The organism is Rhizobium atlanticum, assembly GCF_030182485.1.
Classification (GTDB): domain Bacteria; phylum Pseudomonadota; class Alphaproteobacteria; order Rhizobiales; family Rhizobiaceae; genus Rhizobium.
In genome coordinates this window covers 80,098-104,089 of record NZ_JAQJCJ010000011.1, presented here as the reverse complement: position 1 = coordinate 104,089, position 23,992 = coordinate 80,098, and the positions used below count along the sequence as shown (strand labels likewise).

Genomic DNA, 23,992 nt, shown 5'->3' with positions numbered 1-23,992 from the left:
GAATCGCACTTCCGAGAATCGCTGTCAAGAGTTTTTGGCGCCGTTCAGGCGAGCGGATTTCTTTTGCCTCATTGAGGTGGAAGAGATGGAAACCGGAAGTATAACGACGCCCTTCGGGCGGCGGTCGATGACGCTTGGAATGCTCGCAAACCAGGTCATGGCAGGTGAGATCAAGCCTGATCAGTCGGTCGATAAATGGAAACTGTTTCGCGCGCTGTGCGAAGCAAAGCCGCTGCTCGGCATCACCGATCGCGCGCTGGCGGTGCTCAATGCTTTGTTGAGCTTTTATCCGAAGAACGAGCTGGCCCAGGAAAACGGCTTGATCGTCTTCCCCTCGAATATCCAGCTGTCCCTCCGAACACATGGCATGGCCGAACAGACGGTGCGGCGCCATCTTGCCGCACTTGTCGAGGCGGGGCTTCTGTTGCGCAAGGACAGTCCTAATGGCAAGCGCTATGTCCGCAGGGACAGGGCAGGGGAGGTCAACGAGGCCTTCGGCTTCTCGCTGGCTCCGCTGCTTGCTCGCGCCGAGGAGATCGAGCAGCTCGCCGCCGAGGTAATGGCTGAGCGCTTGCATGTCCAGCGCCTGCGCGAACGCATCACCCTTTGCCGCCGTGATATCGCAAAGCTGATCGAAGCGGCTGTCGACGAAGACGTCCAGGGGGATTGGCAGGGGCTATATCGGGAATTTCGGGACCTGGTCGAAGGCCTGCCGAGGTCGCCGACGACAGCGCAGCTCGAGCATTTGCTCGATGAATTGACAGCGCTTCGGGCAGATATCCTTAACCGGTTGGAGACTCGGATTAAATCGACGAAACAAAGCGGCAATGCCTGTCACATCGAGCGTCACATACAGAATTCAAACCCCGAATCCACCTCTGAATTTGAACCAAGCTTCGAAACGAAGCAGGGCGCAATGCCGGAGCAAGACCACGGGCGTGGGGCCGTGCTGTTGGAAAGGGGGAGAGATGCAACGGCTCATCCGATCGGACACGAGCGGCAAAGTCGACGGGTGGGCGGCGGCGATGATTCCGGCGGCCTGAAATCCTTCCCGCTTGGCCTGGTTCTGCAGGCCTGCCCGGAAATCCTGGCCTACGGGCCGGGTGGCGTGATCCGCAACTGGCGCGACCTGATGAGCGCCGCCGTCACGGTTCGGTCAATGCTCGGCGTCAGCCCGTCAGCCTATGAGGAGGCGGCAAGTGTGATGGGGGCGGAAAACGCCGCGACCGTGATGGCATGCATCCTGGAACGCGGGGGCCACATCAATTCAGCCGGCGGATATCTTCGCGACCTGACGCGGCGAAGCGAAAAGGGAGAATTCGCGATCGGTTCGATGCTGATGGCGCTCTTGCGGGCGAATGCGCCAGCCGGCCGAAAGGCTGGATAGATCTTAGGCGGTCGGGTGGACGCCGGCGAGTCTGTTGAAACGGGGGAGGGACGGTGTGCTGGATTCAGCGGATAAGTCTTCGCTCGAGGAAGGCCTGCATGTCGCGGCGTCCGTCCACCACGCAATAGACGACGACGTCGGTGCCGATGATGCGGTAGATCATGCGCCAGGGTTTATGGTGCAGTTCCCGGTATTCGGAGATGCCGATGCTGGCCAGTTCCTTTGGGATATTTCCGCGGGCGGGGAATTCTTCGAGATTGGCACAGGCGTTCTCGATTTCCGTCAGGATGCGCTCCGCCGTCTCGGAGCCGTCGCGACCGGTGATGAAACGATAGAGATCCTCGACATCGCGCTCCGCGTCTTCGGCGAAAAGAACACGATAAGGCATCAGGACTGGCTGTCGGCCAGACGCTTGCGAATGCGCGCGAAGGATTCTGCAGCAGGGCGCGTCTTGCCTTCCTCGACTTGCCGATTGGTAAGCGCCAGCACCTTCAGGAGCGCCAAGGTCTCCTGCGTTTCTTCATACTGGCCTACATCCTGAAGGATCGCCTTTGCCTCGCCGTGAAGGGTAATGACGACAGGCCGCGGGTTGTCCTTCAGCGTCCGGATGATTTCTGGCGCATGCGCCTTAAGATAGCTGATCGGCTTGACCTGTTCTGACAGCTTCATGCGGTTACTCCTTTCGACCAGAATATAGATCACAAAATGGTCGATTGGAAGAGCTCGGCCGGCGATCCCAGCACGCCACCGGGGCTTTCAGGCGCGCCTGCTTTTTTCCACTCGGTGGCTCTGAAAGAGAATGTCATTTCTTATAATGAACGTTGTCTACTGATTTTATAGATTAAGTTTTGCAACCACTGAGTGGATCGGCGGGTTATGACCTACTTCCTCAGCCTTCTCGACAAAAGCCCGATCGAACAGGGCCTTTCCGCTGCCGATGCGCTGAGGGCGACGGTAAAGATTGCAGCCCGCGCCGAGGAACTTGGTTATCACCGTTTCTGGGTCGCTGAACACCACAACATGTCTAATCTGGCGAGCTCCGCGCCGGAGGCGCTGATCGCCTATCTTCTTGCTAGGACCTCGAAGATCCGCGTTGGCTCCGGCGGGGTCATGCTGCAGCATTACAGCGCCTACAAGGTTGCCGAGACCTTCAATCTATTGGCCTCGCTTGCGCCTGGCCGCGTCGATCTTGGCGTCGGAAAGGCGCCGGGTGGCTTTCCGCTATCGACACGTGCCCTGCAGCTAGCTGTCGATCCGTCCAGGAAGCCGGATTTTGCGAGCCAGCTTTCCGACCTCAATACCTATCTCGCCGCAGATCCCAATAGCGACGGCGCGCAGGCGACCCCTTTGCCGCCGATGGCTCCTGAACGTTTCCTGCTCGGCGCTAGCGTCGAGAGCGCGAGACTCGCAGCCGAGAAGGGCTGGGAACTCGTCTTCGCCGGCCACCTGAACGGTGATCCTGACAATCTCAACAAGACGTTCGAGGCCTATGAGCAGGCATCCGGCGGTAAGCGCCCGATCCTCGCGCTCGCAGCCTTTGCCGCCGAAAGCGAGGAATATGCCCGTGAGTGCGTCGGCAATCTGCGCATCGTCAAGGTGTTCCTGCCGAACGGCCAGACCGTCAATGTTGGCAGTGAAGGGCAGGCGGCCGAATTTGCCCGCCAAGCCGGCGTCACCGATTACCGTATCGAGGAGAAGGTGCCGAGCGTGCTCCACGGCACGGCCAAGCAGATCCGCAAGGAATTGGACGAGCTTCACCGCCGCTACGGCGTCAAGGAGTTCGTGCTCGACACGCCGGCGCTTTCAACCGCCGACCGCCTTGCCTCCATCGAGCTGCTCGCCGCTGAGCGGATTTCCCTCGTCGCCTGACCCGTTCCAAGGAGGATCGATCCCATGGTTCAAAAACACGTCACGTTCGGCATTATGCTGCAGGGGCCTGGCGGCCATATGAATGCCTGGAAACATCCGAGCGTCCCGGCCGATGCCAGCGTCAATTTCGACTTCTTCGTCGACACCGCGCGCAAGGCGGAGGCAGCCGGCATCGCCTTCGCCTTTGTCGCCGACGGACTCTATATCAACGAGCAGTCGATCCCGCATTTCCTCAACCGGTTCGAGCCGATCGCCATTCTCTCGGCGTTGGCGGCTTCGACCTCGAAGATCGGGCTTGTCGGCACGGTCTCGACCTCCTACAGCGATCCCTTCACCATCGCTCGCCAGTTCGCCTCGATCGATCTCATCAGCGGCGGCAGGGCAGGGTGGAACGCGGTGACCTCACCTCTCGAAGGTTCGGGGCGCAATTACAGCCGCGAGCATCCCGAACACGAGCTGCGCTACGAGATCGCCGAGAATTATATCGATGCGATCAAGGGCCTCTGGGATTCCTGGGACGACGATGCTTTCGTGCGCAATCGCGAGACCGGCGTGTTTGTCGACAAGACGAAGATGCACCGCCTCAATCACAAGGGCCGCTTCTTCCGCATCGAGGGGCCGCTCAACATCGGTCGTTCGAAGCAGGGTCAGCCCGTCGTCTTCCAGGCCGGCGCTTCTGATTCCGGCATCAGACTGGCCGGCAAGCATGCCGATGCCGTCTTCACCAATGGCGGGCCGTTTGAAGAGGCTCAGGCCTTCTATCGCCAGCTCAAGGACAGCGTGATTGCACATGGCCGCAGTGCTGCGGAGGTCGGTGTCTATCCGGGCATCGGGCCGATCGTCGGCGCGACGACTGATGAGGCGGAAGCCAAGTACCAGGCGATCCGCAACCTCGTTACGATCGAGGAGGCGCTTCTCTATCTCGGCCGCTTCTTCGATCACCATGATTTCAGCGTCTATCCGCTCGACGAAGCGTTCCCCGAACTCGGCGATATCGGCAGGAACAATTTCCGCGCTACCACCGATCGTATCAAAAGGACGGCGCGGGAAAAGGCGCTGACGCTCCGCCAGGTCGCGCTCGATGTAGCGACGCCGCGCACCGCCTTCATCGGCACCGCCGAGCATATCGCAGAAGAAATCATCCGCTGGGTGGATCATGGCGCCGCTGACGGCTTCATCCTGGGCTTTCCCGTCATTGCCGAGGGCTTCGACGATTTTGCCAGATACGTCCTGCCGATCCTCACCGAGCGCGGCTATTTCGATCCTGTCCTCAGGGGCGCGACGCTGCGCGACCATCTGGGCCTAGCCTTCCGTCAAAGCCGCTATGCGACCGCGGCGGAGGAGTTCGAACGCGGAAAGGCAGTCGGCGCCTGAGGCGCCGGCGAACCCGCCATGGATGTCATCGCTCAGAACCCGCGCAGCAATGATCCGGTCGAGAAGGGCATCGCCCGCTATCTCGATGAGATCATCGCGCTACGACATGATCTGCACCAATATCCCGAGCTTGCGTTCCAGGAACTGAGGACCAGCAAGCTCGTTGCTTCCCGCCTTTCCTCCTGGGGCTACGAGGTGGCGACGGGCATCGCCGGTACCGGCATCGTCGCCACCCTCAGACGTGGCGAAGGCAAGAAGCAGGTCGGCATTCGGGCCGATATGGATGCACTGCCGATCGAGGAGGCCACCGACCTTGCCTATGCCAGCAGCAATCCCGGCGTCATGCATGCCTGCGGCCATGACGGGCATATTTCAATCCTGCTTGCCGCCGCCCGCTATCTCGCCGAAAGCGGCAATTTCAGCGGCACACTCAGGCTGATCTTCCAGCCGGCCGAAGAGATCGGCGCCGGCGCCCGTAAGATGATTTCGGAAGGGCTGTTCGAACGCTTTCCTGTCGATGCGGTCTTCGGTTTGCACAACTGGCCGGGTGTCCCGGCAGGCCAGTTCGGCTTCGTCACAGGCCCCGCCATGGCCTCGGTCGACCAGGCGGTGATCAGGATCGTCGGCAAAGGTGGCCACGGCGCGGAACCTCACCGCGCCGTCGACCCGGTATTGGCTTCAGCCTCCTTCATCACTGCGCTTCAGAGCGTCGTCTCGCGCAATGTCGATCCGCAGGACATGGCGGTCGCCACCGTCGGTTCAATCCATGCGGGCTCCGCCTCGAACGTGATCCCGGAAAGCGTGGAGATGAAACTCACCATGCGGGCCTTCAGCGAGACGGTTCGCCAGCTATTGCAGGAGCGCATTCCAGCCCTTGCCCGGGCCCAGGCCGAAAGCTTCGGCGCGGAAGCGGACGTGAATTATCGGCTCGGCTTTCCGGCGCTGGTCAACCATGCCAAGGAGACGGCATTTGCTCGCGACGTCGCCTATGACGCTCTCGGCCTTGCTGCGATCGAGAAGGATTTCCGGCCGAGAACCGCGAGCGAGGATTTCGCCTTCATGCTGCAGGCCAATCCCGGCAGCTACCTCTTCGTCGGTAATGGCGACAGCGCTCCTCTCCACAGCGCCCACTACGATTTCAACGACGCGATCATTGCGCCCGCCGCGCGCTACTGGGTCCGGCTCGCAGAAACTTTCCTCACTGAAGACAACGGGTGATGAGCGATATGAGCGATACGTTTCTCTATACGAGCCCTCTTGATCTGCGCGCCAAGCCGCTGATCGATGAACTGATCCACGAATATGACAGCCGCTACGGCACCTATTTCAATGCCGAAGGCGCCGCAGCCGAATTGAACCGGTATCCTCCTGAAGCCTTTGCGCCGCCCCACGGAAACTTCCTGCTGTTGATCCGCAACGGCGAAACCGTCGGCGGCGGCGCCTTCAAGCATTACAACGATCGCACGGCCGAGTTCAAACGCATCTGGACACGTTCGGATCTGCGCCGTCAGGGACTCGCTCGCAAGGTTCTGGTGGAGCTGGAGCTTCAAGCCGCCCGCCAAGGTTATAGCAGGATCTATCTGACGACTGGTTTCCGCCAGCCAGAGGCAGTCGGACTTTATCTGAACTATGGCTACACCGCGCTCTTCGACACGGCGGCCGATCCCGAGATCTACAAGAGCCTGCCCTTCGAGAAGGACATCACCCATCTCGCCGTGCCGGCTTTCGAAAGCGAACCGCGCCTGAAAGTGGCCGGCTGAAATCTCTGAAACGGCAAGTCAGACAATCATAAAAGGGAAATGAGAATGGCACTGACGACGGATTTTGCGGGCCTTGAGCCCGGCAGCAGGACGGCAGAACCCAGGCAGGACACTTCCCGTTACCGCATCGTCCCGGCCCGCCATCCCGAGCGGTTGGCCGGCACGGTATTCGCTACCATCGTCATCGTCGCGGTGCTTTATTCCATCTTCACCAATCCACGCTGGGGTTGGGGCGTCTTTGCCGAATGGTTTTTCGCCGAGCCCGTGCTCGTCGGCCTTGGCAGGACGCTGCTCCTGACTGCGCTCGCCGCCGTTTCGGGTTCCATCCTCGGAACGGCTCTGGCGCTCGCCCGCGTTTCAAAGTCGCCGCTGCTGTCAGGCCTTTCCTGGGGCTACATCTGGCTACTGCGCTCGATTCCCATGATCGTGCTGCTGTTGATATTGAACAATCTCGGCTATCTCTACGAAACGATCAGGATCGGCGTTCCCTTCACCGACACGCTGCTGTTCGACTACCCCACCGTACAGTTGCTGACGCCCTTTGCTGCCGCTTATCTCGGCCTCACGCTCAACCAGTCGGCCTTCTTCGCCGAGATCGTTCGAGGCGGCATTTTGTCGGTGGACCAAGGGCAGCTGGAAGCCGCCGCTGCGCTTGGTCTGCCGCGCCGCCGCCAGGCCTTCCGCATCGTGCTGCCGCAAGCCATGCGCTCCATCCTGCCGACCGGCTTCAACGAGCTCATCGGTTTGGCGAAAAGCACCTCCATGGTCTATGTGCTGGCGCTACCCGAGCTCTTTTACACCGTCCAGGTGATCTACCGCCGCAATCTCGAAGTCATCCCGCTGCTGATGGTCGCAACCGTCTGGTATCTGATCATCATGACCGTCCTCTCGGTCGCCCAGCACTATATCGAGCGCTATTTCTCCAAGGGCGCCGTGCGCAATCCGACGCCGCTGCCCTTCCAGGCATTCCTGGAGCGCTTCCGCCGTACGCTGCCGGCCCTCGACAACACGACCGATAAGACGCGCAATCTCAGTTTTCATGACGCGACGGCACTGCGGACAGGCGGTGCGGTGCGCATCCACGGTATCTCCAAAAGCTTTGGTTCGCTGAAGGTGCTCGACGACGTCGAGCTCAACCTGGCGGCCGGCAGCGTGACCGCCATCCTGGGTCCTTCCGGTTCGGGAAAGTCGACCCTGCTGCGCTCCATCAACCACCTGGAGCGTGTCGACGAGGGCTTCATCTCGGTCGACGGCGATTTCGTCGGCTACAGCAGGAAAGGCGATACGCTCTATGAGCTCAAGGAAAAGGATATCCTCAAGCGCCGTGCCGATATCGGCATGGTTTTCCAGAGCTTCAACCTCTTCCCGCATCTGACCGTGCTCGAAAACTTGATCGAGGCGCCGATCCAGCTCCGCGGCATCGGCCGCGAAGAAGCCGTGCAGCTGGCGCAGGAGCTTCTCGCCCGTGTCGGCCTCAGCGACAAGATCAACGCCTATCCGCGCCAACTCTCCGGCGGCCAGCAGCAGCGCGTCGCGATCGCCCGGGCATTGGCGCTCCGCCCCAAGGTGCTGCTGTTCGACGAGCCGACCTCCGCACTCGATCCCGAACTGGTCGGGGAAGTGCTCGACGTCATCAAGGAGCTGGCCCGCACCGGCACGACGCTCGTCATCGTCACCCATGAAATCGGTTTTGCCCGCGAGGTCGCCGACACCGTCGTCTTCATGGAAAGCGGCCGTATTCTTGAGGCCGGCCCGCCGGCCCGGATTTTCACCCAGGCCGAGCATCCCCGCACACGCGAGTTCCTCGCAAAGGTTCTCTAGCGCCGACAGCGCTGGCGAAGGCCGGGCTGCGACGGGCTGCTCTGGTCGAATGACAACAAGCACAATCTTAAGATGAAACGGAGAAGGGGCATGACATTTACTGATAGAGTAAAGCTTTTGATAGCAGGAGCCGTCACCATTGGTGCGATCGGTTTCGGCTCCGCTCAGGCGCAGCAGAAGTTCGATCTCAGCCCCGAACAGCCGAACCGGCTGCGGGTGGAAAAGAACGAGAAGCGCATTGCCGAAATCAAGGACTTCAAGTTTGTCGAAAATGGCGTCTTCACCGTCGGCATCAGCACGAGCGGCAATCTGCCGCTGCACGACTATGCCTCCGATTCCAAGACCGTTATCGGCTATGACGTCGATCTCGCGCAGGCAATCGCCGACAGTTTGGGCTTGAAGCTCAATCTCGTGTCCGTCGCATGGGCGGATTGGCCGCTCGGGCTCACCTCCGGCAAGTTCGACGCGGTGATATCGAACGTGACGGTCACGGAAGAGCGTAAGGAAAAGTTCGATTTCTCGAACTATCGCAAGGATGAGCTCGGTTTCTACGTCAGGGCCGATAACCCGATCAATTCGATCAAGGAGCCAAAGGATATTGCGGGGCTGAAGGTCATCACAGATGCTGGCACCAACCAGGAGAAGATCCTTCTGGAGTGGGATCGGCAGAATGTCGCGGCCGGCCTGAAGCCGATCGAGGTGCAATATTACGACGACGACGCGGTCAAGGATCTCGCCGTCCAGTCCGCGAGGGCCGACGCTGTCTTCAGCGTCAACGCGACCCAGGCCTATGCTGCTGGCATCAACGGCAAGACCAAGCTCGTCGGCACGGTCAGCGGCGGTTGGCCGATCACCGCCGAGATTGCCGTCACCACGCGCAAGGGCAGCGGCCTTGCCGCGCCGGTCACCGATGTCGTCAACGACCTGATCGCCAGCGGCGCCTATAAGAAGATCCTCGATACCTGGAATCTCGGTCCTGAGGCGATCGACAAGGCCCAAACCAACCCACCCGGCCTGCCGAAGAGCGGTTCGTAATAGTCGGCTTACGGACCGGCATCTCGCCGGTCCGTCTCTGCCTTTCTATGCAAACGGAGACATATCGAGCGTGACGACCTTTCCAGCAATCCGTACCCTCTTCCTCACAGCGCTGACGGCAATCTTGACAGGGCTCGGCGCAGCACATGCCTCCGATGAATTCGACTTGAGCCCGCAGCAGCCGGCCAGGCTTCATGCCGCCAGGAACGATGCGGCCGTCGCCGCGATCCCGAAGGATTTCAAGTTCGTCACGCCTGGCAAATTCACCATCGCCGTCAGCCCCGGCGGTCCGCCGCTTGCCACCTATGCCACCGACGCCAAGACCGTGGTGGGGGCCGATCCCGACTATGCCTATGCCATCGCCGATAGCCTCGGCCTGACGCTAGAGATCGTGCCGGTCGCCTGGATCGACTGGCCGCTCGGGCTTACCTCGGGCAAATATGATGCCGTCATCTCCAATGTCGGTGTGACCGAGCAGCGCAAGGAGAAGTTTGATTTCTCCACCTACCGTCAGGGCATGCACGGTATCTTCGTGAAATCGGACAGACCCATCACCTCGATCAAGGAGCCGAAGGATGCAGCGGGCCTCAGGATCATCGTCGGCGCCGGCACCAATCAGGAGCGAATCCTGGTGAAGTGGAGCGAAGAGGACGTCGCCGCCGGCCTGAAGCCGATCGAGCTGCAGTATTACGACGACGAGGCGGCGAGCCTGCTTGCGCTTCGTTCCGGCCGGGCAGATGTCATCGTCCAGCCGCATGCCCAGCTCGTCTTCATCGCCGCGCGGGACAAGAACATCAGGCGGGTCGGCACACTGAGCGCCGGCTGGCCGGATCGTTCCGATGTCGCGATCGCCACCCGCAAGGGAAGCGGTCTCGCCGATGCGCTGACCATCGCCACCAACGGCCTGATCAAGGACGGCACCTATACCAAAATCCTCGAGCACTGGCATCTTTCCGAGGAAGCCTTGCCCGCATCCGAGACCAATCCGCCCGGCCTCCCGAAATATTGATCAGGAAGGCATGACATGAGCGGCCGCGATATATCGATCAGCCACATCGGCTTCCTCACCCCCGGCAATTATCCAGACGATGATCCCTTGTCGGGATTGGAGCAGACGCTTCAGCAACTGCAATATGGCGAGGAGCTGGGCTTCGACAGCGCCTGGGTCCGCCAGCGGCATCTGGAGCCGGGGATTTCTTCAGCGAGCGCCTTCCTGGCGGCGGCCACACAGCGCACCAGCCGGATCGAGCTTGGAACGGCGGTCATCCCGATCGGTTATGAAAGCCCTTACCGGCTGGCCGAAGACCTTGCCACCGTCGATATTCTCTCGCGCGGGCGGCTGAACATCGGCGTCAGTGCCGGCCGGCCGCTGCATGCCGAACTGATCGGCCCGCTCGCCTTCGACGGCGATTGGACGCGTTACGATTTCTCGCATGATCGCGTGCTGCGCTTCGCCGATAATCTGCGCGGCGCCTATCTCGGAGATGATGAAACCTTCATCAAGACGCCCTTCGGCCCCCAGCGGCCGCGCCTGCGGCCTTTTGCCAAAGGTTTGATCGACCGCATCTGGTATGGCGGCGGGTCGCAGCGCTCGGCCGAATGGGCCGGCCGCAATGGCTTCAACCTATTGACCGGCAACGTCATAACCGGGGAGGGGACCGACGATTTCTTCGCCGCTCAGTCCCGGCTCATCAAAACCTATCGCGCCTCTGGTACTGAGCGCCGTATCGCGCTCGGCCGCGTCATCGTGCCTTTCGACAGCGCCGATGCGGCCACACGCCGCCGTTACCGCGACTATGCCGACGGCCGCCATCAGCGGACGCTCTCGCCGCAAGGCGACCGGCGAACCTTGTTCGCCCGGGATATCGTCGGCACGCCGGAGGAGATATTGGAGCGGCTATTTTCAGATCCGATTCTGCCCGAGGTCAGCGAACTGAGGCTGGAACTCCCCTACGAGTTCGAGCATGAGCAATATCGCCAGATCCTCCACGATTTCGTGACAACGATCGCACCCGCGCTCGGATGGAAAGCGCAAGCCGGAATTCGCGCCGCTTCCTAAATCTCGCCAAACCGATGATCTGGGCCATTCGATGGCTGAACAATCACTCTACGAGGAACATTCATCAGTGACCAAAACGGTAGAATACTTCTTTTCAATCGGCTCTCCCTGGTCATACATTGGTTTCGATGCCTTTACCGAGCTGGCGGCGCACAACGACGTCCTCATCACTCCCTATTTGACGACGGTGGTCGAGGAAAACGGCGGCATCTTTTCGCGCAACCGCCCGGAAATCCGCCGCGCTTACTGGACTCGGGATCTCAAACGCTGGGCCCGTGTGCGCGGCAAGGAATTGTTCCTCGAGCATCGCCCCGAGCTCAGCGACCCAACACCGGCGTCCCTCTTCGTGATTGCGGCCTATCTCGACGGGCAGGACTGGATCGGCGTGGCCCGTGCTCTGCAGCATGCCTTCTGGAGCGAGGCGAAGGATATAGGCAAGGCGGATGTGCGCGAGGCGATCGTTAACGCCGCCGGTTTCAATGGCGCCGTGCTGCTCAGGCGCCAGGCAGACGACGATGTTCAGAACAAATGGTCGGCCGACCGCGTGCATGCGCGCGACAGCGGCGTCTTCGGCTTCCCGACCTACGTCCATGACGGCGAACTCTATTGGGGGCAGGACAATCTGCCTTTTCTCGAACGTCATCTCCGCGGCGACAGGCCTTAGAGACGGATTTTTTCAGAGAAGTCTATAAAATAGATGGTCTTTGTTCCCTGCCTTTGATGGCCTTCGCTAGATTGGCGTGGTTGATGGGGAAAATCGCACGCATGCCCGACAGGATTTCACAGGCGGCCGGAGCCATTCCGCGTTCGACGGAATGGCCGACCGTCATTCTCGCGCTCGTCATCCATGGCGGATTTCTTGCGCTCACCTGGTGGTGGCAATCATTGCCGGCGATCGTGGCCGTCTTCGCGGGCGGCTGGCTGATTGCCTGGCACGGTTCCCTCCAGCACGAGGTTATCCATGGCCATCCGACCGGAAAGCGATGGATAAACGACGCGATCGGGTCGATACCGCTGTCGCTCTGGCTGCCGTATCCGATCTATAGGGAAAGCCATCTGGAGCATCATCGCGACGAATATCTGACCGATCCGATCGAGGATCCTGAATCGTCCTATTTCACCAAGGCCGCCTGGCAACAGCTCGGCGCGGCCGGCAGGCTGCTGGCGCGGTGGAACACTACACTGTTCGGCCGTTTGACCATCGGCCCTGCGGTGATGCTGTTGAGTTTCCTTGGGCAGGAATGGCGACTGATATGGGCGAACGAACCGGGAAGGCGACGGATATGGGCGGTCCACGGTGCAGGCGTCGCCGCCGTCCTTGTCTGGGCGACGGTCCTCTGTGGCGTGCCGGTCTGGCTTTATCTCGGTTTCGTCTATGTCGGCGCAGCGATGACGCGGCTCAGATCCTATGCCGAGCACAGATATGCCGAAAGCCATCAGGAACGCACCGCCATCGTCGAAAACAGCCACCTCTTCGGCTTGCTGTTCCTCTATAACAATCTGCACGTCCTCCATCATCGCCGGCCCGGAATTTCCTGGTATCGCCTTCCCAAGATCTATCGCCACAATCGCGAAACGCTCGTGCGCTCCAATGGCGGGCTTGTCTATGACGGCTATTTGGACATTGCCCGTCGCTTCCTCCTGAAGCCGCACGACGATCCGACGCACCCCCGTCATTTATAGAGCCGCGCTCCCGGCGCAGCGAGCGCGCGCTCGTCATGGCACGCGCGCTTGACCGTGAGCTGCCGGGAAGGGCGAAGCGCCTGCCGCGCCGTGGGGCAAGTATAACGGACGGAATTCTGTTATATTGGCTATGTTGCGCAGTTCTAGCGCAACCGTTCCATTCTGTTGGAGGAAAAGATAAGGGAAGAATTTTTTATATTGTTTGCTGCAAATGGTTCTTTTATCTCCCGCTTCATCGAAACGCGAAACGCCGCTATTTACCGGAGAGAGACGATGAACCCCGCCATGAACATGATGCCGATGATGAACAACATGATGCCCGCCATGATGAACCCGATGATGGGTGGCATGATGCCGATGATGTCGGGCTTGCCCGTGATGCCGATGATGAATGGCGCGATGATGCCGATGATGATGATGATGGGCTCGATGAAGTGCACCATGACGGCAGAAGGCATGGTCTGCGAAATGAAGCCGATGGAAGGCATGGACAAGGACATGTTCATGGAATGCTGCAAGCGCATGATGTCCATGATGTCGGGCGGCATGCCCGTCATGATGAATTGCGGCGGCATGATGATGTGCTGCATGATGGCGGCATGAGCCATCCGCCTCCAGCGCACCTGCAAGATGCGCCCAAAGAAATGACCGAAAGCCTCCGGAGACGGGGGCTTTTTGCGTCAGACGCGAACGTCTTCGAGATAGGTCGTCACCAGGTAGAGAATCGCCTCCGTTCCGGTCATGTTTCGGTAGAGGTGAGGCACGTCAGCATCGAAAATGACGGCGTCGCCTTCACCGAGGATATGCGGCGCCTGCCTGCCGGCAATGATTTCGACCGTGCCTTGCGCGACGACCAGATTTTCGACCGTTCCATGCTGATGGGCGTCGGCGTTTTCGGTGTGGTGCGGAGCAATCCTTAGCTCGTAGAATTCCACCTTCCTCTCTCCTTCGAAGGGAAAAAGAGCCCGCGTCTGGAAGCGCCCGTCGGAAGAGGCGAGGATTTTTGATTTTGCCCGCGGCACGGCAACGATCGGGGTTTCGCCGCGTTCGGCGATAAGAGCGGCGCAGGGAATTCCGAGTGCAAGCGCGATCTTCGAGAGGATGCTTAAGGTCGGGCTGCTCTTGCCGGTCTCGATCTGGCCGAGCATCGCGCGGCTGACACCGGCGATCTTTGCCAGCCTGTCGAGAGAATAGCCACGCCGGGTGCGAATGCGCCGCAGGTTCTGTCCTGTCTGAGCCGTGATCTCGTCGGCAGTCTCTCTCGCTTCGCCGCCGGAAAGGAGCACTTGATCAGGCGCCATATCCTGCAATGCCCATTGCAATGACCGGGACGAAACCCCAATACGGCACCCACATGAGGACCGGCTGCATCGCAAAGGATACCGGAGCGGATGGCTTCGCCGCATCAGCATGTCTGCTGCGCGACTGCCGGTAGGCCTGGAAATCGATGACGTCAGCCGTCTGCACTGGCATGAAAAGCTCCCGCTAAAAACTATAAGAATGCTATAGTTTCTCTTGCGGGAAGGGCAGGACATCTCGTCCAATCCTCAGGCTCAACCGGAAATCTTATACCAATAATATTCGACCTTGCGGCAAAGCCATTTATGGCGGCGTTCGCAAAGCCTCTTGCCCTAGGTTCGTCGTATAGGCGTTCCGTTTCAGAGGTCTTCATCACAGCCGGCCCTGTTCCCATCGCTGCGGTCTTTGGCCCGAGTGCGGGCCCAGAGATCAGTGATTCCGGATGATGTCGTGATGCAGCTTATGCGTGCCGGATCTGTGGCGGATGTTTTTTTCAACGATAAGAGCAACGAAGAACGCTCGTTCCTTTTATCTATCAATTTTGTAGACAATAATTGACCAGTCTTAAGAGAGGAAAAACAATGTCAGGTTTCAAACTCGTCGGCATTGCTGGCAGCTTCAATCGTCCTTCCAAGACACTGGCTCTGGTCCGGCATGTCGCCGAACTTGCGACCGATCGATACGGCTTTACGAGCAGGACCTATGATCTGCATGATGTCGGCCCGTCGCTCGGCAGCGCCTTGTGGCGCAAGGACCTTGACGAGCAGGCCAAGCATGTCATCGACGAGATCGTGCAGGCGGATGCCTTGATCGTCGGTTCGCCGACCTACAAGGGTTCCTATCCCGGCCATTTCAAACACCTCATCGATCTGATCGACCCGCATGAACTGCGGGCGAAGCCGATCATCATCACGGCGACCGGCGGCGGCGACCGGCATGCGTTGATGGTCGAGCATCAGCTTCGGCCGCTCTTCGGCTTTTTCATGGCCCATACCTTGCCGACGGCCGTCTACGCCTCCGACCGCGACTTTACCGACTATGCGGTCTCCTCGGACGCGCTTTCGAACCGGATCGGCGAGGTGGTCGGGGAACTGGCTGCTTTCTTCCCTGAGGTGAAGCCGGCGCTGGCGGCGGCCGAATAGGATCATCGTCATGGTCAGGTTTCAGAAGGTATCGGCCGACGATGCTGAAAAGCCCGAGGCGGGCGAGCAGATGTGGAGCGTCTTTGAATTCGCACGGCGATATCGCCTCGCCAAGCGGGAAGAGAACCGACTGCTGATGCTCTACGGACCGACCGCATCGCTTGGCGATCTTCTTGCCAATGCGCGACGTCATTCGCTGATTTCCTGATGCAGGTTACCCAAAGGTGGGTCGCGGTCTTGAACGACCCGCATCGAACAATGACCTGAGGCGCGCCGCACGACTCAATTTGGTGTGACGCGCTTTAGCCGAAGAAAATCGGTTCCGGACAGGAGATTCGCATGAAGCTTGATTTCCAATCCTGGCTGAAGCTCGCGGTCGACCGCTTTCTTGATCTAAAGCCGGCAGCTGGGCGCAAGCCCGCAAATGAATTGCTCACTCGCGACGAAGAGCGGGACTGGTCTGCCCGCGAATACGAACTTCATTATTGGGGCGCGACGCCCGGCCTTTGGTATTGAGGAGGTCACGTGATGGCTATCATCATTGAACCCGGCCTCGGTCGGCATCGTGCGAAAAGAACAACGGGCAGCATCATGTCGCTATTCCGGAATGCCGCCGGAATCTGCACGACCACGGGCTCGTTCATATTCCTGTTCGCTCTAGTGATCGGGTTGATCCGATGAACGAAGTCCTTATCCTTCCCGGTCTGTTCGGCTCGGCAGAAGGACACTGGCAGCGGCACTGGCTGCAGGATCACCCGGACAGTCGTTGCGTCATCCAGGACGACTGGGATCATCCGAACGTCGACAAGTGGTTGTTTCGGCTGGAAAGCGCGCTCGAAGAGGCAGGTGAGGCCTATCTGGTCGCCCATAGTCTCGGATGCCTGCTAGCCGCCAGGCTCGCCGGCCGGAGCGTTGCGCGCCGCGTGAAGGGAGCTTTGCTCGTCGCACCATGCGACCTGCCCGTTACCGAAGTCCTGCACCCTGGACAAATCTCCTTCGGCGATATGCCGACGGCGCCTCTGCCTTTTCCGAGCATCGTCGTCGGCAGCATGAACGACGCCTATATGACCGTCGACCGCCTGGCCCTGTTCGGTCGGCTGTGGAACGCCGAGACCCGGAATATCGGCCTGGCCGGCCACATCAATATCGCCAGCGGTTTCGGACGCTGGCGCAACGGCTACCGGCTGCTGGAAGCCTTGAAGACGCGCTCGGGTGCTCGAAAGCGCGCCGTTTCCATGCTGCCGGCTTTTTCGATGTGAGTGGAAGCGCAATGTCCGACATCGTCGCCGATCTCCTGCGGCTCACCGAAGACCCGAATGCCGACCCGCGAAGCAGGCGCCGCCAGACCATCAATCATTTGGTTCAGGCGCTGCTTGCGATGGCCGACAGCCAACTCGGACCGGAAGATGCGCAGAACCGCCATTCGATCATCCATTTGACGACGATCATCCGCGATATGACGGGACGGATCGCCGATGCCGACGACGCGACGTTTTCGGCGATCGTCAGGGAGGCCGCGATGCTGATCCGCAGCCTGGAGCGGCGCCGGGCGGATGCGGCCAAGTTTACGGTGCATTGAACGTGACTGCGATCCGGGAGCGCAAGCAGGCGGTGATCCAGCCAAGCGAGGCCCGCATGTTCGGCGGTGCGCTCACAGATGCGCTCGTATCGCTGAGCCTACGCCCGGAGGCCGACCCAGGTCCGGAGCCGCATCGGACCCCGCTCACCGAAGCGGAGCTGGAGACGCTCGCCATGAGGCTGCTTCTCGAATCCGGCGCGGGACCGCTTTGGATTTTCGCCTATGGATCGCTGATATGGAAGCCCGATTTCGATGCCATCCAATGGCAGCAGGGTGCGGCCAGGGGTTGGCATCGGTCCTTCTGCCTGAAGATGACCCGCTGGCGGGGGACGCAGTCCCAGCCGGGCCTGATGATGGCTCTCGACCGCGGTGGACTTTGCAACGGCATCCTTTTCCGGCTCGCCGATAAGGATCGCCTTGGCCAGCTTCGGCGGCTGATCCGCCGTGAGGTCGGCTCGATCGAGGACGCTGCGACGGTTCGCTGGATTCCTGTCGCGACTGCAGATGGGCTTGTGCGTGCGCTGGTCTTCTGGGCGGGCCCGAAAGGCGAGCGTGTTTCGCGAAAATTGCCGCTGGAGACCGTGGCGCGTGTGCTTGCCAGGGCCTGCGGGCATATGGGCTCCTGCGCCGAATATCTCTATCTGACGGTGAAGCACCTGGAGGAGCGCGGCATTCGGGACCGCAATCTATGGCGGCTTCAGAAGCTGGTCGCGGACGAACTTGTCGCCATACATGGACTGACCGAGGCAGCAGGCAGTCATTGATATGGGTGCCTGCTGCCTGCCATTCGGTCAGAGCTTGCCTTTCCACGGAACGAGGAAGGCCTCGAGGAAGCGGACGGCGGCCGAAAAGGTGAAGGCGCAGATCGCGATGACGGCGATGCCGACAAAGACGACGTCCGTTGCCAGGAACTGCGAAGCCGACATGATCATGAAGCCGATCCCGCGGGTGGAGGCGATCAGTTCGGCCGCAACCAGCGTGCTCCAGCCGACACCGAGCGCGATGCGGATGCCGGTGAGAATCTCCGGCAGGGCCGAGGGCAGGACGATGTCCAGGAAGAGCTGCAGCCGGCTTGCTCCGAGCGAACGGGCGGCATTGACGCGCTCGATCGGCAACGAACGAACGCCGGCCTGAGCCGAGAGGCAGATCGGGGCGAACATCGCAAGCACCAGGAGCGTGATCTTCGACGTCTCTCCGATGCCGAGCCAGATAATCATCAGCGGCAGGTAGGAAAGGGGCGGAAGCGGCCAGTAGAATTCGATCGGCGCGTCGAGCACGCCTTTTGCCCAGCGGTTAAGCCCCATGAGCAAGCCGAGCGGAATGCCGGCGGAGATCGCGATGAGGGCGGCGACCACGATGCGGAACAGGCTCGCAGAGACATGCTCGAAGAGCGATGCCCCGGCATAACCGTCATGATAGATGACGCCGATCTGCGTCAGCACCTCGTCCGGGCGCGGCAGAAACAGGTGCGGAACGACGCCAAGCGCGGCGACGAACCACCACAGCAGCAATATGGCGAGGGCCGTGGCGACGCTGATGGCCACCGTCGATCTCTCGCCTGCGCCGAAGCCGGCCATTTTTACCAGCTTGACCTGGCGATCCTCGGTGTGAGTCGTAATAGGCGGAGCCTGTGTTATATCGCTCATGCGACGCTCCTCAAATCTTCGGTGCTGTGGAGAATGGCGCGTATCTGCTCGCGCAGCTCGGCAAATTCTGGCGAGGCCTTGATCGAGCGGGCATCTCCTGTTTCGGCAAAGCGTGTGACGAAGTCGAGGTCGAAGCGGGCCACGACGCGCCCGGGCCGAGGCGACATGACGAGCACCTGCGTGCCGAGGAACAGGGCCTCTTCGATCGAATGGGTGATGAAGAAAACTTTCTTCGCCGTCTTGTTCCAGACGGAAACCAGCAATTCCTGCATCTGCTCGCGCGTCAGGCTGTCGAGCGCGCCGAACGGTTCGTCCATCAGCAGGATGTCGGGATTAGTCGCCAGCGCCCGCGCGATGCCGACGCGCTGACGCATGCCGCCCGACAATTCGTAGGGGAAGGCGCCGGCGAACTCGTCGAGACCGACGAGCCGGAGCAGCTCCAGCGCCTGCGCTTGCCGTTCCTTCCGGCCTAAGCCGGCGAATTTCAGCCCGAGCGCGACGTTATCGATGACGGACTTCCAAGGCAGCAGCGAGTCCTTCTGGAACACGACGCCGCGGTCAGCACCCGGACGTTCGACGCTGCGGCCATCGAGCGTGATCCGGCCATCCGAAAGCGGAAGGAAACCGGCAATCGCGTTAAGAAGGGTCGACTTACCGCAGCCCGAGGCTCCGAGTGCGACGACAAAACCGCGTTCGGGAATATCGAAAGACACGCGATCGAGCGCGTGAACGGTCCGCCCGTCCCGGGCGGAGAAAAAAACGCTGGCGTGATCGACTTTCAGCATAGAGGAACTCGCACGTTAGACGCCGGCGCGGGCGCGCCGGCGTCGGGGAGGATCAGTTTGTGGCGCCGGCGAGCGCGTCGGCGGTGACGAAGCTGCCGTAATTGTCCAGCACGCCGGGCACCTTGCCCTGCTCCTTCAGGAAGGATGCCGTGTCCTTGAGGATCTTGCCGGCGCCCGCCTTTTCGCCGCCGCCGAGCCAGGCGTCGGAAGCTTGGACTTCGGGGGTGAGCAGCGTCAGGTTCTTTAGGGCCGAAGCCTGCTGCTCAGGCGTGCCGCCAAGAAGCTTGGCGAGCGACTTGGCGTTATCGCTGTCGGGACCCCAGGCGGCTTTGTCCGCCGCGAAGGATGCGTAATATTTGGTGACGACCGAAGCGAAGCTCTTGAGGAAATCCGGATTGTCGGCGGCGAACTTGGAGGTCGCAACCCAGGCGGAAAAGGTCGGTGCACCCTTGTCCGCCACATCCTTGGAGGTCACGAGGACCTTGCCGTTCTTCTTCAGCTCGGTTAGCGCCGGATCCCAGACGAAGCCGCCGTCGATATCGCCGCGATTATAGCTTGCGACGATTTCCGGCTGGGGGATGGCGAAGACCTGGACGTCTTTTTCGGTCAGGCCCAGCGATTTGATCAGTGCCAGCAGCTGATAGTGATCCGTCGACACTGGCGCGGCGGCAAGCTTCTTGCCCTTCAGATCGTTCAGGCTGTCGATGCCGGAGCCATTACGGACGATAAGAGCCTCGTCGATCCCCGAGATGGATGCCAGGTAGAAGGCTTTGACCTCGAGCCCGCGCGATACCGCGGCCGCGAACGGGCTGGAGCCGACATAGCCGACCTGGACATCGCCCGAGGCGATGGCTGCAAAGATCTCGGCCCCCGAATTGAACTTGCGGAAGTCGATTTCATAACCGGTCGCCTTGGCAAATTCGCCATTGGCGATCGCAACCGAAGACGGCAGCGCGTCGGTTTGATAGCCGACGACGACCTTTTTATCCGCCGCCTCGGCGACAAAAGCCGTTGCAAGTGTTCCGACGCCGACGGCGATCGCGGCAATCAAATTTCTGAAATTCATCTTGAGCCCCTTTGTTCAGGGCCACATCCGGCCCTTGATCTCACCCTCAAAAGCCTAACGGGTGAGAATGGGCTAGCGGGAGAAATAACAAACTATATTTATAGACAATGGAGATATTTGTTTTCGCGATTCTACCGCTGGCGCGGTCTCAGGGCCGAGTGAGCGGCAGAAGCCAAGGTGTGGACCGTCAGGGAGAATGCGTTGATATATGATGTTATCGTGGTCGGATCCGGTTTTTCGGCGATAGCCGTGACCTGCAATCTCATCGAGCAGCTTCCCGCTTCGGCGGCGGTCGCCGTCGTTGGCGATGATCCCGGCTTCGGCCGCGGCACGGCATACCGGACGGAACTTTACCTCCACCGCCTCAACGTAGCCGCGGGCCGAATGAGCCTGCTGCCGCATCAGCCCGACGACTTTGTCGACTGGTTGAAAAATCGCGGGCGGCGGCTGCAGGCCGGCGATTTCGCCTCGCGCAGCGATTACGGTCTCTATGTCAGGGATACACTCGCGCAGCTGCTTCGGAAGCGGGACGGCCGCTGTCGGGTTGATTTCATCCGGGCCAAAGCGGCGGGATGCGTGGAACGTTACAACAGCACTTTGGCCTTCCATCTCGGCAATGGCGACGAGATTGCCGGCAGGAACGTGGTGCTCTGCCTCGGCGTCGGCAACGCCAAGCTGCCGGTCGACCCGGCGGCCGTACCGCTGTCGATGCGGCCGCGCATCATCGAGAACCCCTGGCGGCTCTCCTGGCTGGGACGCGTCGCATCGTCCGATACGGTCTGCATCCTCGGTTCTGGCCTGACGATGATCGATCAGGTTCTGGCTCTGCGTGCTCACGGCCATAGGGGCAGGATTGACGTGCTTTCGCGCCGCGGGCTTGCGCCGCTCGGGCATGCGAGAAATCCTCCCGCGCCTCTGCCGATTGACGTTGAGGCGCTTCCCACGACGATCAGCGGCATATTGAAGAGCTTGCGGGCAAAGAGCAGGTCGGTCGACGACTGGCGAAGCGTGATGGATGGCCTGAGACCGCAAACACAGGCTCTCTGGCAGCGGCTTTCCAACAAGGAGCGGGCCCGCTTCCTCAGGCATGCGCTTCCCTGGTGGAACATCCACCGTCACCGCGTCGCGCCTGTCGTGTTCGACAGGTTCGACCAACTCGTCTCGGAAGGAGCCGTTCGATTCCACGCCGGCTTCCTGAAATTGCTCGAGGCCGAGGAGGGTAGGCTCGTTGCCGGATACAGAGTTAGAGCTACAAGCGATCTCGCCGCAATCAAGGCGGATTGGCTGATCAACTGCACGGGGATGGAGCGCGCCGGCATCAGCCATTCACCGCTTTTGCAGGAAATGAACCGGTCTCAGCTGATCGCCGCCGATCCTCTCGGCCTCGGCATTCAGGTGAATGCTGCTTCCGAGGTTATAGGGTCATCCCGGATCTCGCCTGTCCGGCTGTTTGCGGTGGGCGCCTTGACGGCGGGACAATTCTGGGAAATTACCGCCGTCCCCGACATTCGGGTGCAGGCCAAGGCCGTGGTCGAAGAGATCGTCGCGCGGCGGCGGCCAGCGGCCGAGTCATAGACCGGCTATCCCCAGGGTCACTCGGTGCTGTTGAATTGCCGGCCGCCGCCAGCTACAGTGCGTGGTACGCCATAATACGATTTTCGAACCTGGCTGCCGCGAGTTCTTGAGCGTGCGAAGCCGGTCCAACTCTGAGGTGCAGAATGAGCGGTGCTTTCAAGGACGCAGCAATCAGGGTCGAGCGTCCTGCGAAGACATTGCGGGAGCTGGCACTCGACAAGGTCCGCGAAGCCATCGTGAATGGGTATTTTCGCCCCGGCGACCGCCTTGTCGAACGTGACCTCTGCGCCCAGCTCGGCGTCAGCCGCACGGTGGTACGCGAGGTTCTGAGGCACCTGGAATCGGAAGGGCTCGTCGCCAATCTGCCGAACAAGGGACCGATCGTCGCGCAGCTCGACATCGAGGAAGCCAAGCAGATCTATGAGATCCGCGGCGCTCTCGAGGGTATGGCGGCGCGGCTCTGCGCGGAACGCAGAAGTCCCAAAATCGTAGCCGCGCTGGAGGAAGCCCTTGCCGGGATCCGCAACAGTTATCGCGACAACGATATGGCAGCAGTGCTGACCAACACCTCTTCCTTCTACCAAACGCTGTTCACGATGGTCGACAGGCACGTCGCCTGGGGTGTCGTCAATCTCCTCACCGTGCGCATAAACCACCTGCGCTCGATGACGATCAAGACGGAGAGGCGCGGCATCGAAGGGCCAGCGCAGATGTCCAAGATCGTCGACGCCATCCGTCGCGGCGACGGCGAGGGCGCTTACCGGGCGGCGATGGATCATGTCGCTGCCGCGAGCGCGATTGCCGAAGCGGTGCTGTCGGCTAAGAAGTCCGCCGAGTAACACCGGGCAACCGCGGCAGCTTCCAATGCAAGCGGGCGAAGCCATTCGCACCATCTTCTATCATCATACGGGTTACGATGCCGGAGAGTCTACACTCTTGACACCCAGTTTGTCCGATGTGATGGTATGCCATAATAAATAATATCCAAGTTGACATGGATTGGCTTGAATCCTTCTGCCTTGCAGCCTCCCTGCGAGCCGGTGGGCCGCCGTGCGCACGGGCTGTGTCAGCTGACAACAATGGACAGGAACGAAGAGACTATCGGGGACTAAACGACCTTATTGCGCCCCGAGCAAATGCCTTCGTGGCCCATGCAGAGGCTGGCGAAGCGGTCATCTATTGTTTTCTGGCGAATATCCTGAACGGCGCTTGGCTCTGTCGACGCCGCGCCTACAACGAACTTGACAGTCAGATAATATGGTATACCATAATACACATTAACGAGATTGAGGTGTTCAGGTGGCCATTCAAATTCGCAAGACGGGACTGCTGATCGAAACGACGCTAATCGAAGGCGGCAAGGCCGCGGCCGTGCCGCTGAAGCTGTTCTCCGCCTATGCTGTCGTGAAGAACCCCTGGGCAGGGCAGGGCTTCGTCGAAGACCTCAAGCCCAAAATTCATGCGGGCGCGCCGGTGCTTGGCGAGTTGCTCACCAAGATGATCGTCGATGCCGTCGGTTCGGGCGAGGCTGTCGAAGCCTATGGAAAATCCGCCGTTGTCGGCCTGGACGGCGAGATCGAACACGCGTCCGCGCTCATTCACACGCTGCGCTTCGGCAACTTCTATCGCCATGCCGTCGGTGCCAAATCCTATCTCGCCTTCTGTAACACACGCGGCCCTGCCAATGCGCCGATCATGATCCCGCTGATGGACAAGAATGACGAAGGCCGCCGCTCGCACTATCTGACCATCCAGACCTCGATCCCCGACGCGCCTGCTGCCGACGAGATCGTCGTGGCTCTCGGCGCTTCGGTCGGCGGACGTCCGCATCACCGCATTGGCGACCGTTACCAGGATCTGAAAGACCTGGGGCAGGACGTCACCAATCCTGCGGGCGTTTGAGGGAGCGCTC

General features: G+C 60.7%; 29 protein-coding genes. 21 read left to right on the top strand and 8 right to left on the bottom strand.

Annotated elements, in window-relative coordinates:
- The first annotated feature begins 85 nt into the window (after positions 1-85).
- Positions 86-1,387 (top strand): plasmid replication protein RepC, encoded by a 1,302-nt coding sequence (repC, locus tag PH551_RS17365; RefSeq protein WP_085780798.1) that lies wholly within the window; start codon positions 86-88, stop codon positions 1,385-1,387.
- A 64-nt stretch (positions 1,388-1,451) separates the two neighbouring features.
- On the opposite strand, the gene PH551_RS17360 is transcribed toward repC, so the two are convergent.
- Together PH551_RS17360 and PH551_RS17355 are read right to left on the bottom strand one after the other, a co-directional pair.
- Positions 1,452-1,775: a type II toxin-antitoxin system RelE/ParE family toxin gene (locus tag PH551_RS17360; protein WP_285193933.1), complete on the bottom strand. Its 324-nt coding sequence runs from the start codon at positions 1,773-1,775 to the stop codon at positions 1,452-1,454.
- Positions 1,775-2,056: a type II toxin-antitoxin system Phd/YefM family antitoxin gene (locus PH551_RS17355; protein ID WP_285193932.1), complete on the bottom strand. Its 282-nt coding sequence runs from the start codon at positions 2,054-2,056 to the stop codon at positions 1,775-1,777. Before PH551_RS17355 ends, PH551_RS17360 begins: the two co-directional genes overlap by 1 nt.
- Before the next feature lie 207 nt (positions 2,057-2,263).
- Here PH551_RS17355 and PH551_RS17350 point away from each other — a divergent pair, with 207 nt between their 5' ends.
- From PH551_RS17350 to PH551_RS17305, 10 genes are all read left to right on the top strand, one after another.
- A complete protein-coding gene (locus PH551_RS17350; RefSeq protein ID WP_285193931.1) occupies positions 2,264-3,256 on the top strand; it encodes an LLM class flavin-dependent oxidoreductase in 993 nt (330 codons plus the stop codon).
- A 24-nt stretch (positions 3,257-3,280) separates the two neighbouring features.
- Complete coding sequence (locus PH551_RS17345) at positions 3,281-4,630, top strand: LLM class flavin-dependent oxidoreductase (protein ID WP_285193930.1); 1,350 nt, start codon at positions 3,281-3,283, stop codon at positions 4,628-4,630.
- Between the two features lie 18 nt (positions 4,631-4,648).
- The gene (locus tag PH551_RS17340) at positions 4,649-5,848 is read left to right on the top strand and encodes a M20 aminoacylase family protein (protein ID WP_285193929.1); all 1,200 of its coding nucleotides are present in this window, start codon (positions 4,649-4,651) and stop codon (positions 5,846-5,848) included.
- A complete protein-coding gene (locus PH551_RS17335; RefSeq protein ID WP_285193928.1) occupies positions 5,845-6,390 on the top strand; it encodes a GNAT family N-acetyltransferase in 546 nt (181 codons plus the stop codon). Before PH551_RS17340 ends, PH551_RS17335 begins: the two co-directional genes overlap by 4 nt.
- Positions 6,391-6,435: 45 nt before the next feature.
- Positions 6,436-8,211, top strand: a complete 1,776-nt coding sequence (locus tag PH551_RS17330) for an amino acid ABC transporter permease/ATP-binding protein (protein WP_285193927.1) — start codon at positions 6,436-6,438, stop codon at positions 8,209-8,211.
- 90 nt (positions 8,212-8,301) lie between these two features.
- Positions 8,302-9,246: an ABC transporter substrate-binding protein gene (locus PH551_RS17325; RefSeq protein WP_285193926.1), complete on the top strand. Its 945-nt coding sequence runs from the start codon at positions 8,302-8,304 to the stop codon at positions 9,244-9,246.
- Positions 9,247-9,316: 70 nt separating this feature from the next.
- Positions 9,317-10,255 (top strand): ABC transporter substrate-binding protein, encoded by a 939-nt coding sequence (locus PH551_RS17320; protein WP_285193925.1) that lies wholly within the window; start codon positions 9,317-9,319, stop codon positions 10,253-10,255.
- A 15-nt stretch (positions 10,256-10,270) separates the two neighbouring features.
- Positions 10,271-11,305, top strand: coding sequence for an LLM class flavin-dependent oxidoreductase (locus tag PH551_RS17315; RefSeq protein ID WP_285193924.1), 1,035 nt, complete (start codon positions 10,271-10,273; stop codon positions 11,303-11,305).
- Between the two features lie 67 nt (positions 11,306-11,372).
- On the top strand, positions 11,373-11,969 hold the full coding sequence (locus tag PH551_RS17310; RefSeq protein ID WP_285193923.1) for a 2-hydroxychromene-2-carboxylate isomerase: 597 nt from the start codon (positions 11,373-11,375) through the stop codon (positions 11,967-11,969).
- Positions 11,970-12,070: 101 nt separating this feature from the next.
- The gene (locus PH551_RS17305) at positions 12,071-12,988 is read left to right on the top strand and encodes a fatty acid desaturase (RefSeq protein WP_285193922.1); all 918 of its coding nucleotides are present in this window, start codon (positions 12,071-12,073) and stop codon (positions 12,986-12,988) included.
- A 257-nt stretch (positions 12,989-13,245) separates the two neighbouring features.
- Here PH551_RS17305 and PH551_RS17300 read toward each other — a convergent pair whose 3' ends face one another.
- The 3 genes from PH551_RS17300 to PH551_RS17290 all read right to left on the bottom strand — a co-directional run bounded on the left by PH551_RS17300 (position 13,246) and on the right by PH551_RS17290 (position 14,461).
- Positions 13,246-13,596 (bottom strand): hypothetical protein, encoded by a 351-nt coding sequence (locus PH551_RS17300; RefSeq protein ID WP_285193921.1) that lies wholly within the window; start codon positions 13,594-13,596, stop codon positions 13,246-13,248.
- A gap of 72 nt (positions 13,597-13,668) precedes the next feature.
- Positions 13,669-14,289 (bottom strand): helix-turn-helix domain-containing protein, encoded by a 621-nt coding sequence (locus PH551_RS17295; protein WP_221112986.1) that lies wholly within the window; start codon positions 14,287-14,289, stop codon positions 13,669-13,671.
- The gene (locus PH551_RS17290) at positions 14,279-14,461 is read right to left on the bottom strand and encodes a hypothetical protein (protein WP_285193920.1); all 183 of its coding nucleotides are present in this window, start codon (positions 14,459-14,461) and stop codon (positions 14,279-14,281) included. Before PH551_RS17290 ends, PH551_RS17295 begins: the two co-directional genes overlap by 11 nt.
- A gap of 407 nt (positions 14,462-14,868) precedes the next feature.
- Here PH551_RS17290 and msuE point away from each other — a divergent pair, with 407 nt between their 5' ends.
- From msuE to PH551_RS17255, 7 genes are all read left to right on the top strand, one after another.
- Positions 14,869-15,429 (top strand): FMN reductase, encoded by a 561-nt coding sequence (gene msuE / locus PH551_RS17285; RefSeq protein WP_085780813.1) that lies wholly within the window; start codon positions 14,869-14,871, stop codon positions 15,427-15,429.
- 10 nt (positions 15,430-15,439) lie between these two features.
- Positions 15,440-15,637, top strand: a complete 198-nt coding sequence (locus PH551_RS17280; RefSeq protein WP_085780814.1) for a hypothetical protein — start codon at positions 15,440-15,442, stop codon at positions 15,635-15,637.
- A 131-nt stretch (positions 15,638-15,768) separates the two neighbouring features.
- Positions 15,769-15,945, top strand: a complete 177-nt coding sequence (locus tag PH551_RS17275) for a hypothetical protein (protein WP_198175575.1) — start codon at positions 15,769-15,771, stop codon at positions 15,943-15,945.
- 12 nt (positions 15,946-15,957) lie between these two features.
- Positions 15,958-16,110, top strand: a complete 153-nt coding sequence (locus PH551_RS17270) for a hypothetical protein (protein WP_198175576.1) — start codon at positions 15,958-15,960, stop codon at positions 16,108-16,110.
- A complete protein-coding gene (locus tag PH551_RS17265) occupies positions 16,107-16,688 on the top strand; it encodes an RBBP9/YdeN family alpha/beta hydrolase (RefSeq protein WP_285193919.1) in 582 nt (193 codons plus the stop codon). The genes PH551_RS17270 and PH551_RS17265 overlap by 4 nt, the downstream gene beginning before the upstream one ends.
- An 11-nt stretch (positions 16,689-16,699) precedes the next feature.
- Positions 16,700-17,008 (top strand): hypothetical protein, encoded by a 309-nt coding sequence (locus PH551_RS17260; protein ID WP_097599040.1) that lies wholly within the window; start codon positions 16,700-16,702, stop codon positions 17,006-17,008.
- 2 nt (positions 17,009-17,010) lie between these two features.
- Positions 17,011-17,772: a gamma-glutamylcyclotransferase gene (locus tag PH551_RS17255; protein ID WP_285193918.1), complete on the top strand. Its 762-nt coding sequence runs from the start codon at positions 17,011-17,013 to the stop codon at positions 17,770-17,772.
- Between the two features lie 27 nt (positions 17,773-17,799).
- On the opposite strand, the gene PH551_RS17250 is transcribed toward PH551_RS17255, so the two are convergent.
- The 3 genes from PH551_RS17250 to tauA are packed head-to-tail and all read right to left on the bottom strand — an operon-like array spanning position 17,800 to position 20,505.
- Positions 17,800-18,654, bottom strand: coding sequence for an ABC transporter permease subunit (locus PH551_RS17250; protein WP_285193917.1), 855 nt, complete (start codon positions 18,652-18,654; stop codon positions 17,800-17,802).
- A complete protein-coding gene (locus tag PH551_RS17245; RefSeq protein WP_085780818.1) occupies positions 18,651-19,439 on the bottom strand; it encodes a taurine ABC transporter ATP-binding protein in 789 nt (262 codons plus the stop codon). Before PH551_RS17245 ends, PH551_RS17250 begins: the two co-directional genes overlap by 4 nt.
- A 52-nt stretch (positions 19,440-19,491) precedes the next feature.
- Positions 19,492-20,505: a taurine ABC transporter substrate-binding protein gene (gene tauA / locus PH551_RS17240; RefSeq protein ID WP_285193916.1), complete on the bottom strand. Its 1,014-nt coding sequence runs from the start codon at positions 20,503-20,505 to the stop codon at positions 19,492-19,494.
- A 201-nt stretch (positions 20,506-20,706) separates the two neighbouring features.
- Between tauA and PH551_RS17235 the strand changes: the two genes are divergently transcribed.
- The 3 genes from PH551_RS17235 (at position 20,707) to PH551_RS17225 (ending at position 23,982) form a co-directional block, all read left to right on the top strand.
- Positions 20,707-22,080: an FAD/NAD(P)-binding protein gene (locus tag PH551_RS17235; RefSeq protein ID WP_285193915.1), complete on the top strand. Its 1,374-nt coding sequence runs from the start codon at positions 20,707-20,709 to the stop codon at positions 22,078-22,080.
- A gap of 143 nt (positions 22,081-22,223) precedes the next feature.
- Complete coding sequence (locus PH551_RS17230) at positions 22,224-22,919, top strand: GntR family transcriptional regulator (RefSeq protein WP_085780821.1); 696 nt, start codon at positions 22,224-22,226, stop codon at positions 22,917-22,919.
- A 460-nt stretch (positions 22,920-23,379) separates the two neighbouring features.
- Entirely contained in the window at positions 23,380-23,982 is a 603-nt protein-coding gene (locus tag PH551_RS17225; protein ID WP_085780822.1) for an amino acid synthesis family protein, read from the top strand.
- Positions 23,983-23,992 lie beyond the last annotated feature (10 nt).

Bases quoted from the DNA above. Each gene is read 5' to 3' on its own strand.
- PH551_RS17295 (WP_221112986.1), bottom strand. From the start codon at position 14,289: ATGGCGCCTGATCAAGTGCTCCTTTCCGGCGGCGAAGCGAGAGAGACT.
- PH551_RS17230 (WP_085780821.1), top strand. From the start codon at position 22,224: ATGAGCGGTGCTTTCAAGGACGCAGCAATCAGGGTCGAGCGTCCTGCG.
- PH551_RS17245 (WP_085780818.1), bottom strand. From the start codon at position 19,439: ATGCTGAAAGTCGATCACGCCAGCGTTTTTTTCTCCGCCCGGGACGGG.
- PH551_RS17300 (WP_285193921.1), bottom strand. From the start codon at position 13,596: ATGGCTCATGCCGCCATCATGCAGCACATCATCATGCCGCCGCAATTC.
- PH551_RS17280 (WP_085780814.1), top strand. From the start codon at position 15,440: ATGGTCAGGTTTCAGAAGGTATCGGCCGACGATGCTGAAAAGCCCGAG.
- PH551_RS17360 (WP_285193933.1), bottom strand. From the start codon at position 1,775: ATGCCTTATCGTGTTCTTTTCGCCGAAGACGCGGAGCGCGATGTCGAG.
- PH551_RS17270 (WP_198175576.1), top strand. From the start codon at position 15,958: ATGGCTATCATCATTGAACCCGGCCTCGGTCGGCATCGTGCGAAAAGA.
- PH551_RS17305 (WP_285193922.1), top strand. From the start codon at position 12,071: ATGCCCGACAGGATTTCACAGGCGGCCGGAGCCATTCCGCGTTCGACG.
- PH551_RS17260 (WP_097599040.1), top strand. From the start codon at position 16,700: ATGTCCGACATCGTCGCCGATCTCCTGCGGCTCACCGAAGACCCGAAT.
- tauA (WP_285193916.1), bottom strand. From the start codon at position 20,505: ATGAATTTCAGAAATTTGATTGCCGCGATCGCCGTCGGCGTCGGAACA.
- PH551_RS17355 (WP_285193932.1), bottom strand. From the start codon at position 2,056: ATGAAGCTGTCAGAACAGGTCAAGCCGATCAGCTATCTTAAGGCGCAT.
- PH551_RS17250 (WP_285193917.1), bottom strand. From the start codon at position 18,654: ATGAGCGATATAACACAGGCTCCGCCTATTACGACTCACACCGAGGAT.
- PH551_RS17345 (WP_285193930.1), top strand. From the start codon at position 3,281: ATGGTTCAAAAACACGTCACGTTCGGCATTATGCTGCAGGGGCCTGGC.
- PH551_RS17350 (WP_285193931.1), top strand. From the start codon at position 2,264: ATGACCTACTTCCTCAGCCTTCTCGACAAAAGCCCGATCGAACAGGGC.
- msuE (WP_085780813.1), top strand. From the start codon at position 14,869: ATGTCAGGTTTCAAACTCGTCGGCATTGCTGGCAGCTTCAATCGTCCT.
- PH551_RS17265 (WP_285193919.1), top strand. From the start codon at position 16,107: ATGAACGAAGTCCTTATCCTTCCCGGTCTGTTCGGCTCGGCAGAAGGA.
- PH551_RS17330 (WP_285193927.1), top strand. From the start codon at position 6,436: ATGGCACTGACGACGGATTTTGCGGGCCTTGAGCCCGGCAGCAGGACG.
- PH551_RS17315 (WP_285193924.1), top strand. From the start codon at position 10,271: ATGAGCGGCCGCGATATATCGATCAGCCACATCGGCTTCCTCACCCCC.
- PH551_RS17290 (WP_285193920.1), bottom strand. From the start codon at position 14,461: ATGCCAGTGCAGACGGCTGACGTCATCGATTTCCAGGCCTACCGGCAG.
- PH551_RS17325 (WP_285193926.1), top strand. From the start codon at position 8,302: ATGACATTTACTGATAGAGTAAAGCTTTTGATAGCAGGAGCCGTCACC.
- PH551_RS17275 (WP_198175575.1), top strand. From the start codon at position 15,769: ATGAAGCTTGATTTCCAATCCTGGCTGAAGCTCGCGGTCGACCGCTTT.
- repC (WP_085780798.1), top strand. From the start codon at position 86: ATGGAAACCGGAAGTATAACGACGCCCTTCGGGCGGCGGTCGATGACG.
- PH551_RS17340 (WP_285193929.1), top strand. From the start codon at position 4,649: ATGGATGTCATCGCTCAGAACCCGCGCAGCAATGATCCGGTCGAGAAG.